Source organism: Maribacter sp. (assembly GCF_049667165.1).
In the GTDB taxonomy this organism is placed as follows: domain Bacteria; phylum Bacteroidota; class Bacteroidia; order Flavobacteriales; family Flavobacteriaceae; genus Maribacter_A.
On sequence record NZ_JBATHS010000380.1, the window covers coordinates 1 to 9,649 of the forward strand.

9 protein-coding genes are annotated in these 9,649 nt (G+C 41.0%); 7 read left to right on the forward strand and 2 right to left on the reverse strand.

The annotated features are described in order from the left end of the window. From WBM98_RS17110 to WBM98_RS17125, 4 genes are all read left to right on the forward strand, one after another. Positions 1-721 (forward strand): extracellular solute-binding protein (locus tag WBM98_RS17110; protein WP_424367232.1); only part of this gene is annotated, 721 nt, incomplete at its 5' end. After that, on the forward strand, positions 721-1,791 hold the full coding sequence (locus WBM98_RS17115) for a Gfo/Idh/MocA family protein (protein WP_424367233.1): 1,071 nt from the start codon (positions 721-723) through the stop codon (positions 1,789-1,791). The genes WBM98_RS17110 and WBM98_RS17115, both read left to right, overlap by 1 nt. Positions 1,792-1,802: 11 nt before the next feature. Then, entirely contained in the window at positions 1,803-2,246 is a 444-nt protein-coding gene (locus WBM98_RS17120) for a MaoC family dehydratase (RefSeq protein ID WP_424367234.1), read from the forward strand. A gap of 24 nt (positions 2,247-2,270) precedes the next feature. Next, positions 2,271-3,839 carry an alpha-L-fucosidase gene (locus WBM98_RS17125; RefSeq protein ID WP_424367235.1) on the forward strand — a complete coding sequence of 523 codons (1,569 nt, stop codon included), beginning with the start codon at positions 2,271-2,273 and terminating at the stop codon, positions 3,837-3,839. A gap of 39 nt (positions 3,840-3,878) precedes the next feature. On the opposite strand, the gene WBM98_RS17130 is transcribed toward WBM98_RS17125, so the two are convergent. Then, a complete protein-coding gene (locus tag WBM98_RS17130; protein ID WP_424367236.1) occupies positions 3,879-4,859 on the reverse strand; it encodes a TRAP transporter substrate-binding protein in 981 nt (326 codons plus the stop codon). Positions 4,860-4,966: 107 nt separating this feature from the next. Beyond that, positions 4,967-6,106 (reverse strand): mandelate racemase/muconate lactonizing enzyme family protein, encoded by a 1,140-nt coding sequence (locus WBM98_RS17135; RefSeq protein WP_424367237.1) that lies wholly within the window; start codon positions 6,104-6,106, stop codon positions 4,967-4,969. A 240-nt stretch (positions 6,107-6,346) separates the two neighbouring features. Here WBM98_RS17135 and WBM98_RS17140 point away from each other — a divergent pair, with 240 nt between their 5' ends. The 3 genes from WBM98_RS17140 (at position 6,347) to WBM98_RS17150 (ending at position 9,566) form a co-directional block, all read left to right on the forward strand. Continuing rightward, entirely contained in the window at positions 6,347-7,222 is an 876-nt protein-coding gene (locus WBM98_RS17140; protein WP_424367238.1) for an AraC family transcriptional regulator, read from the forward strand. A 202-nt stretch (positions 7,223-7,424) separates the two neighbouring features. Continuing rightward, complete coding sequence (locus tag WBM98_RS17145; protein WP_424367239.1) at positions 7,425-8,861, forward strand: NAD-dependent succinate-semialdehyde dehydrogenase; 1,437 nt, start codon at positions 7,425-7,427, stop codon at positions 8,859-8,861. Between the two features lie 27 nt (positions 8,862-8,888). Continuing rightward, a complete protein-coding gene (locus WBM98_RS17150) occupies positions 8,889-9,566 on the forward strand; it encodes a bifunctional 4-hydroxy-2-oxoglutarate aldolase/2-dehydro-3-deoxy-phosphogluconate aldolase (RefSeq protein ID WP_424367240.1) in 678 nt (225 codons plus the stop codon). Positions 9,567-9,649 lie beyond the last annotated feature (83 nt).

Here is a 9,649-nt window from a genome sequence, read left to right on the forward strand (position 1 = left end):
ATATGGGACCACTTTCGCAGCCTACCCTGATGGACACAATACGGTGTTTGACTTCTGTCTTCAACTATGGACCCGTGGTGGGGAATTATTCGATTCAAATAAAAAAATAAAGATCAATTCCCAGCAAGCTCTAGAAGGGATGGATTTCTATCGTAGCGCGTTGCAAAACACTGCTGCCATTCATCCAGATTCAAGGGATTTTGATTCGGTGAAAGCAGGTATGGCATTCGCCAATGGCAATTTGGCCATGATGGTCAATTGGTTCGGGTTTGCCTCAATGTGCGAAGTGCTTGAAGATTCGAAGGTAAAAGGCAAGGTCGATGTTGCTAATGTACCAGCTGGCCCCAATGGAGAAGGTGTTTCTTTAAATGCATATTGGATGTATGTGATAGGGCAAGGCAGTACACAAAAAGAGTTGGCCTATGATTTCATCAAGTTTGCCGTGAATTCCCAAAACGACAAATTATTAACTATGGAAGGTGCCATCGGCTGTAGAAAATCTACCTGGCACGATGTTGAGGTAAATAAAACAGTACCCTATTACCATAAATTAGAGAAGTTGCACGAGAACACGCGTTCCTTGCCAAGAAAAAGTAACTGGTCTGAAATAGCCGATGTTATCGACCAATTGGTTTTGCAAGTCATTAATACTTCCATAGATATTAAGATCATTTTCAACGAGGCCCAGGATAAAATCAACAGCATAGAAAATTCAATCTAATGGAAATACCCTATAAGCCCGAATTACCCAAAGAAAAAAGACCCATCTATATTATTGGTGCTGGAGGAATAGTAAGGGACGCCCATTTACCTGCCTATAAAAATGCGGGATTTAGAGTGGAAGGAATTACCAATAGAACCAAACAACGGGCTACAAATTTAGCGGCTTCGTTCAACATTCCGAATGTATATGAAAATGTTGCCGAAATGGTCAAGGCAGCACCTGACAATGCTGTTTTTGATTTGACTTTAATGCCCAATCAGTTTGTATCCACTTTGGAGATGCTTCCCGATGAAGCTGCCGTACTCATTCAAAAACCAATGGGCGACAACTATGAACAGACCTTGGAGATTTTAGAAGTTTGCCGAAGAAAAAAGCTAAAAGCAGCCATAAATTGCCAAATGCGTTATGCACCCTACATTATGGCGGCCAAGTATATCATCAATCAAGGATTGATCGGTGAATTATATGATTTTGAGGTCCGCCTAACCACCTATACCCCTTGGGAATATTTTCCCAATGTCGTGAATCATCCCCGACTGGAAATACAACAACATAGTATTCATTACATCGATCTAATACGTTCCTTTTTAGGAAATCCAAAAAAAGTATATTCAAAAACACTCCGTAATCCGGGCAAGCCAATGTCATCGACCCGCACAACGACGATCATGGATTATAATGATGCCATGCGAGCCATAATCAACACCAACCATGACCATAATTTTGGAGAAAAAAACCAAGAAAGTTTTGTAAAATGGGAAGGCACCAAAGGCGCGATCAAAGCCCGGATAGGATTATTATTGGATTACCCGAATGGCAAGCCCGATTTGTTCCAATATTGTTTGCTGAAAGAAGGGGAAGAGCCCGAATGGATTGAAGTCCCATTGGAAGGTTCTTGGTTCCCAGATGCCTTTGTGGGTACCATGGCCTCCTTAATGCGCTATGTAGAGGACTCATCGGACACATTACCCACGAGTGTGGAAGATGTGGTGCATTCCATGGCCATTGTTGAGGCCGCTTACGAATCAAATAATTATGGGGGTGTAACCCCTAATTATAATGTTTAAAAGAATTGATTATGCATATAAAATCTAGATTCTACGAAGACTACGAATTAGGTAGCAAAAGAGAAACCCTGGGAAGAACCATTACCGAAACGGATTTTGTGGTCCATGCAGGACATACGGGTGATTTTTTTCCCCATCATATGGATGCCGAATGGTGTGCCACCCAACCATTTAAACAACGTATTGCACACGGCACCCTTACTTTTTCGGTTGGTATAGGAATGACCGCTACCGAAATAAACCCAGAGGCATTCTCAAAAGGGTATGACCGTTTGCGTTTTGTAAAGCCCGTTTATATTGGCGACACGATTCGGGTAGTGGTAACCATCAGCGAAAAAAAAGAATCCAAAAGACCAGAATTGGGTCATGTCAATGAGCATGTAGAAATATTCAACCAGCGCAATGAACTAGTTTTGGTCTGTGACCATATTTTATTGGCAAAAAAGAAAGCTTAAAAAAAAACACAAACATCCACCATTATGAAAATATATCTTTTAGGATTACTCGCTATCATTCTCTTATCATGCGGAACCAAGCAAAAAAAGGAGGATGCTGATCATATGGAAAAAAAGGATACCTTGGTTTATACAGCCAATTGGGAATCATTAAAACAACACCAGACCCCGGAGTGGTTTTTAGACGCCAAATTCGGGATTTATTGTCATTGGGGGCCTTATTCGGTTCCAGAATATGAAAATGAATGGTATGCGCACTGGATGTATGTGAACGAAAATAATCCGGAGGCCAAAAATGGGGAAGCCAGTAAGTTTTATAAGCATCATGTAGAAACTTATGGACCTCTGGATAAATTCGGATATAAAGACTTTATCCCAATGTTCAAGGCAGAAAAATTCGATGCTTCTGAATGGGCGCAATTATTCAAAGATGCAGGAGCTCGTTTTGCCGGACCCGTTTCTGAGCATGCTGATGGGTTTGCCATGTGGGATAGCGAATTGACCGAATGGGATGCCAAAGACATGGGACCCAAACGCGATATTATGGGCGAATTATCGAAAGAAATCCGAAAACGCGATATGAAGTTTATCGCCACCTTTCACCGTCAATGGTTACTGGGGTGGTATCCGACTTGGGATGAAACCACCGATGCCTCAAATCCGGAATATGGCGGACTATACGGCCCTAAAATGAAAAAGGGGGATTTTATTTACCCCAGGGACCGACATGACATTGATTCTGGGACGGAAAAATATTACCCTTTGGGCGATGAGCAATTCAATAAAGAATGGTTAAATCGATTAAAGGAAATTGTGGATAAATACAACCCTGATTTGGTTTGGTTTGACAACAAAATGGATGTTATAGGAGAAGATTATAGAAAAGAATTTTTAGCATATTATTACAACCATGGTGTCAAGAATAATCAGGATGTAGTTTCAACCTATAAGTTTTATGACTTTGCTGAAGGTTCGGCAATATTGGATTTAGAACGTTCCCGTATGAGTGAAAAAACCGATTTTCCTTGGTTGACCGATGATTCGATCGATTGGAAATCTTGGTCGCATATTAGCAATCCAAGATATAAATCCGCCAATCGTCTTATAGATTTCTTGGTGGATGTTGTTAGTAAGAACGGTGCTGTTTTATTGAACATCACACCAAAAGCCAACGGCGAAATTCCGGAGCCAGTTAAAGAACGTTTATTGGAAATGGGACAATGGCTTAAAGTAAATGGTGAGGCAATTTATGGGACCAGAACTTTCAAGATTTATGGAGAAGGTGATGCCGAAGTTGTTGAAGGTCATTTAAGTGAAGAGAAAAATGCCGATAATACGTCTAAGGATATCCGTTTTACAACCAAGGGCGATATTCTTTATGCCACTGTTCTAGATTGGCCAACGTCTGGAGAACTGGTTATTCGTTCTTTAAGGAAGGGAAATGATTTGTATACAAACGAGATCGAATCGATTCAAATGTTGGGAAACGAAGGTAATTTAGATTATACAGTTGATGAGCAGGGTTTAACCATTAAGTTACCAAATAAAGTTGGGGAGCATGCATTTGCATTTAAAATCAATCCAAAAATGTAAGGGAATAAACTATTGATATAATGGAACAAACGTAAGGTCTTACTTGGACTCATTGGTTATGGTCAGAAATATTTCTTGCATTTCTGGGGAAAGACTTTCGTAAATGGCTTTTCTGCCTTTATCTACAAAGGCCTTTTTGTCAACTTCAATGAAGGTCATTCCAAGAGCCTCTAAGTCAGCCCTGATTTTTTTCTCGTTTTCCAAGAAAAGTTGATGCTCATATTCTTGCATTTCCTTGGCAGCCTGCAAGAATACTATTTTAAGATCTTCGGGGAAGGATTGAAACTTTTCCTCACTGATTACGGGGTAAGTCCAACTGATAACGTGTTCTGTTTGGTTCACATAATCCTGTACCTCATAAAACCCGGTTATCTTGATCAATGCCAACGGATTTTCCTGGGCTTCAACGGTACCTTGCTGCAATGAAGTAAAAACTTCAGAATAAGCCATGGGTGTAGGTTTTGCCCCTAATCCTTCCCAGGCCGTCACAAATGAAGGCACACTCGGAACTCTTAGAATCAGTCCGTTCAAATCATCAGGATGGGAAATAGGACGGTTTGATGTTAGATAGCGTGGTCCCGCCTCAAAATAGCCAAGTGCGCGTAATCCTGTTTTCTCCAACATCTCCTGCTCCATCTTTTTACCTATGGGGCCATTGATCATTTTTGAAATATCTTCAGAAGAATCCAGTAAAAAAGGCATTTCACAAAATGCCATTATTTCGATCCAATTGCTTAAAAGCGAACTAGTGGTTGTCATATCTATGACCCCCGATTGTATAAGGCGAATCGCTTCGATTTCTTTTGCAAGTTGCTCCGAGTGGTAGTTTTTAAGTACGATCCTGCCATTAGAACGTTCTTCCAAGGTTTCGGCAAAATATTCAAATGCCTTGAACCACGTATGATCTTCGCCCACCAATAAGCTGGCATGAAGTGTAATTTCGGGCTTTTTTTGTTCCACACATCCCAGGAACATCAATGAACAATAAGAGAATATGCAAAACTTTAAATACAAGGACATACTCCTAATTTTTATTAGAATTCGAAATTAATACAAATAGCGCATCAATTACGAATTTTAAAAGTATACGTTGCGTCTTTCTAGGAAATCAATTACTTTTTTTGAGGCTATTTAAGATGTTTTATAGTATAATGGTCAATGGCATCTTCATCGATCTCGATACCCAAACCGGGTTTGTCAGGTACCTGCACCATGCCGTTCTTAGCTATTATCATAGGTGAAACCAAATTGTCCCGCAATCCGTTTTTGGTGCAATCCAATTCCATGAGTACATCCGGCTCTATGAGTCTACCAGGTGTTATGTCCAAATTACAAAGTATTTGTAACGCAGCACTGAGTGCAATTCCCGTACCCCAGCTATGCGGTATAAAGTCAACGCCGAAAGTCTGGGCCATTGCGATGATTTTTTTAACCTCAGTGATTCCACCGGCTGCACAGATATCCGGTTGGGCAATATCAACCGATTTATTTTTGAAAAGCTGGTAAAAACCAGCCCGAAGATATTCACACTCACCACCTGATATAGGTATGGAAGTACGCTTTCTCAGTTCCGCATAACCTTCATAGTTTTCAGGGCTTAATGGCTCTTCAAACCAGGATATATCAAACTCTTCAATTTTTTGGGCCAGTCGTGTGGCTTCTACTAAACTATAGGCATGGTTAGAATCAACGGCTAGGCGGATATCACTTCCAATCGCCTCCCGCACTTTTTTAACATGCAACACATCTTGTTCTAAGGTCAGTCCCACTTTCATTTTCATGACCTTAAATCCCTTTTCCTTATAAGAAAGTGCTTCATCGGCCAATTTCTTGGGCAGATCCGAAGTTTCGGAGAAATACATCCCCGTGGCATATGCCTGAATACTTTCTCGCTTGCGCCCACCCAACAATACCGAAATCGGTTGCCCAAGAATCTTACCTTTAAGATCCCATAATGCAATATCTATAGCACTTATTGCGGCTACCAAAATACCTCTTCTCGCAAAATCCATAGACCTCCTATACATTTCTTGCCAGATACCTTCATTGTTCAAAACCGATTTTCCAATGATAAACTGGGACAGAAACTCAATACCTGAAGATAGTACGCTGGCGGGACCATAGCCCTCACCCCATCCTACAAGTCCACTTTCTGTGGTTATTTTTACGATACAAATGGTGCGTGCCGAGTAATGCCACTGGGAAAAATAGAAACTTTCATCCAACTTATCGGACAAGATTATAGGTTCGATCTTTGATATTTTCATACTATCGGTTTTGTGGTTAAGTATGCCAATTACAATAATACTCCAACCATATGTTAAATCCAGAGCCTTTACTATCATTTCGTTGCACTATTTTAACTCTTAACATGACCTATTGCTATTTAATGAGGTATTTATGTATCTTAGTAAGGATGTAACTCTATATTGAAATGAAATGCATATTTCGATTTTCGAGGTAGTTTCCAATTCGTCAATCCTAATTACTGCGTAAACAGGTATGCCATGAAACTTACTTATAGACAGATAGAACGCAAGCCAGAAAATGCCTTTTTGGCGCGAAGGGATACGATGCTTTGCATAGAGGATAATTGGCATTTTCATAAGGAGTTGGAACTAATATATTTCGTAAAAGGCCAAGGCACCCGTTATGTCGGGAATTCAATAGGCAACTTTTCAAAAGGGGAAATCTATTTGATCGGGAGTAATCTTCCCCATCTCTTTAGAAATGACAAAGAGTATTATCAAAATAATGCGGCCAGTGAAGCCGTAGACCTTATAATCGTACAATTTGAGAGCGATTTTATGGGGGAACAATTTTCTTCATTAACGGTTTCAGATAAGCTACAACACCTATTCAAAATGGCCAATCGAGGCATTAAGTTCTCCGATGAGACTTGCAGCTTAGTCAAGAAAAACCTTAAGAATCTAATTAATGGCAAGGGACTATCCCGATTGATCGACTTGCTGAAGGTGCTCGACACCCTTTCCTTAAGCGAGGGCTACGAATTTTTATGCCCCGAAGGGGTCAATAATACTTTCAAGAAAAACGAAAAAGACCGAATGGCCAAATTGATTTCATTCTTGACCGAAAACTTTGAGAAGAAAATCGAGCTCGAAGAAGTAGCCTCAATAGCCCATATGACCCCCAATGCATTTTGTCGCTATTTTAAAAGAAGAACCCAAAAGTCATTTACACAATACCTCAACGAAATAAGAATAGACAATGCATGCAAATTATTGATTGAAGGAAAATTACCTATTTCGACCATATGTTACCTTTCAGGTTATAATACCCTGACCAATTTTAATCGTCAGTTCAAATCAATAATGAACATCACCCCTACGGATTACATGAAAAAATATGAAGTCGAAGTTTAGGGCTCTGCAGCATTTTAACAACTTCCCAAGCGTACCTGCAAACGTATTTTCGCTTTAAATCCCAAAAATTTCTCATTTTAGGATAATATAGTGTTGCTGGTTGGTAATTGGTGTAAAAAAAAAGGGCGGTAATTTTAATAGGTTTGTTGGGAAGCTTATAAACCAAAATGAATACCTTTCTAAAGGTTTAAACTGTGTACTTATGGACTTTGGATATCATAAATTATATATCGATGGAAAATTGGTCGATTCCATCTCTGGGAAACGACATTCGGTAATATGTCCGGCCAATGAGGAAGAAATAGCGCAGATAGCGTGGGCCGGTAAAGAAGATGCCTTGTTGGCCTTGGAATCGGCCCGAAGAGGTTTTGACTATTGGTCATCCCTTTCCCTCTCGAAACGTACCGAATGGATGACCAAATTGCGGACAGCGATCTTGGAAAAGGAACATGAGCTACGTTCGGCATTGGTGTATGAAATGGGTAAAACCTATGAAGGTGCTTGGGAAGATATTGAAGCGGTTATCAACGGACTCGAATGGTATCCAGCTGCCATGAAGAACATGCGCGATGAACAAATACCGGATTATGAGAATACCCATACCCATAAAATGGTGCATCAGCCCGCAGGAGTTGCCGTGGCCTATTTGGCCTGGAACTTTCCCTTGCTCAATGTGGGATTCAAGATTGGACCTGCCTTGGCATCAGGCTGTTCCCTAATCATCAAACCATCCGCACTATCGCCACTATCTGCTTACATGATAGGGGGTATAATGCACGATATTGATTTTCCACCAGGGGTAGTGAATATATTATGTGGCCCAAGTAGGGAGGTAGCAACTACCATGACAACTAGTACAATTCCTGCGGTTTTGACTATGATAGGCTCTACCGCCACAGGACAAAAGGTCATAGCGGACAGTACCACCTCGATCAAAAAACTAGGGATGGAATTAGGTGGCAACGCTCCCTTTATCGTTTTCGAGGACGCCGATTTCGACAAGGCCCTTGATTTGGGCATTGCCTTGAAATTTGGAAATTCAGGTCAAATATGTGTAGCGGCCAATCGAATCTTTGTACACAAGAGTATCTATCAAAAATATTTAAAAGCCTATGTTCAGAGGGCTTCGGAACTAAAATTGGGACATGGTGTCGATGAACGGCCCGATATGGGACCTGTTGTCACTCGGAAAGATCGGGACCGAATGTTCGAACTGATTGAAGACGCCGTTAGTAAAGGGGCCAAGTTGGAGTATGGTGGAAAAATACCCAAGGGCATGGAAAAAGGCAATTGGATAGAACCTTCCGTGCTATCTGGCATGACCCCTGAAATGGATGTTTTCAGAAAGGAGACTTTCGGACCCGTAGCAGCCCTAATGCCATTCGAAACCGATGACGAAGTGCTGGCGTTGGCCAATGACACCGAGTTCGGATTGGCTTCGTATATTTTTACCAACGACCACAAGCGTATAGAACGTTTTTCAAAGGACCTTCAGTTTGGCGAAATTCAAGTCAATGGGGTGAAATATTCAATCTATCTGCCCCACGGTGGAATCAAGAACAGTGGTATTGGGCATGATTGTTCCCATCTTGCCTTGGATGATTACCTCGTAAAAAAAAGAATTTCGGTGGCGATTTAACCATTGAATCATAATAATAATTTGAATATGCAACCAATTGCTCAACAGGCCATGAAGCCTGAATTAATCAAGAAAATAGATGAAGCCGGTATTATTGCCGTTCTTATTATCGATGAGGCAAAACACGCCATCCCTTTGGCAAAGGCCTTGCTCAAAGGAGGTATAGATGCCATCGAATTGACATTGCGTACGCCCGCAGCCATCGAAGCGGCGAAAATCATCAAAAAAGAGGTGCCAGAAATGACCCTAGGTTTTGGGACGGTTTTGACCGTTGACCAAGTAACAGCCGTCGTAGATGTTGGTGCCGATTTTGCGGTTTCCCCAGGATGTAATCCTAAAATAATCGCAGCGGCCTTTAAACAAGGGCTGTCATTCGCCCCAGGAATCATGACCCCAACCGATATAGAAATCGCCGTGGAGCAAGGGTGTCGTGTCCTTAAATTTTTCCCAGCGGAAACATCCGGAGGCATGGAGCATCTTGAAAGTATGTCGGCTCCCTATAACTATTTAGGTCTTAAATTCATCCCTTTGGGCGGATGTAGTATGGAGAACGCAGGTTCTTATCTACGATCCAATCTCATTACCGCGATAGGTGGAACATGGGTGGCCAAAAGACCACTGATCCAATCTGAAAATTGGGATGCGATTACTAAAAACGCAGAACAAATCAGAACATTGATCCAGCAAATAAGAAAAGAAAAATAATTAAAACTTAATAGAAGTTTGGTATTTAAAATCAGGCTTCTTTACCAATATCATATGAAAACAGTTGTAACTTTTGGAGAAAT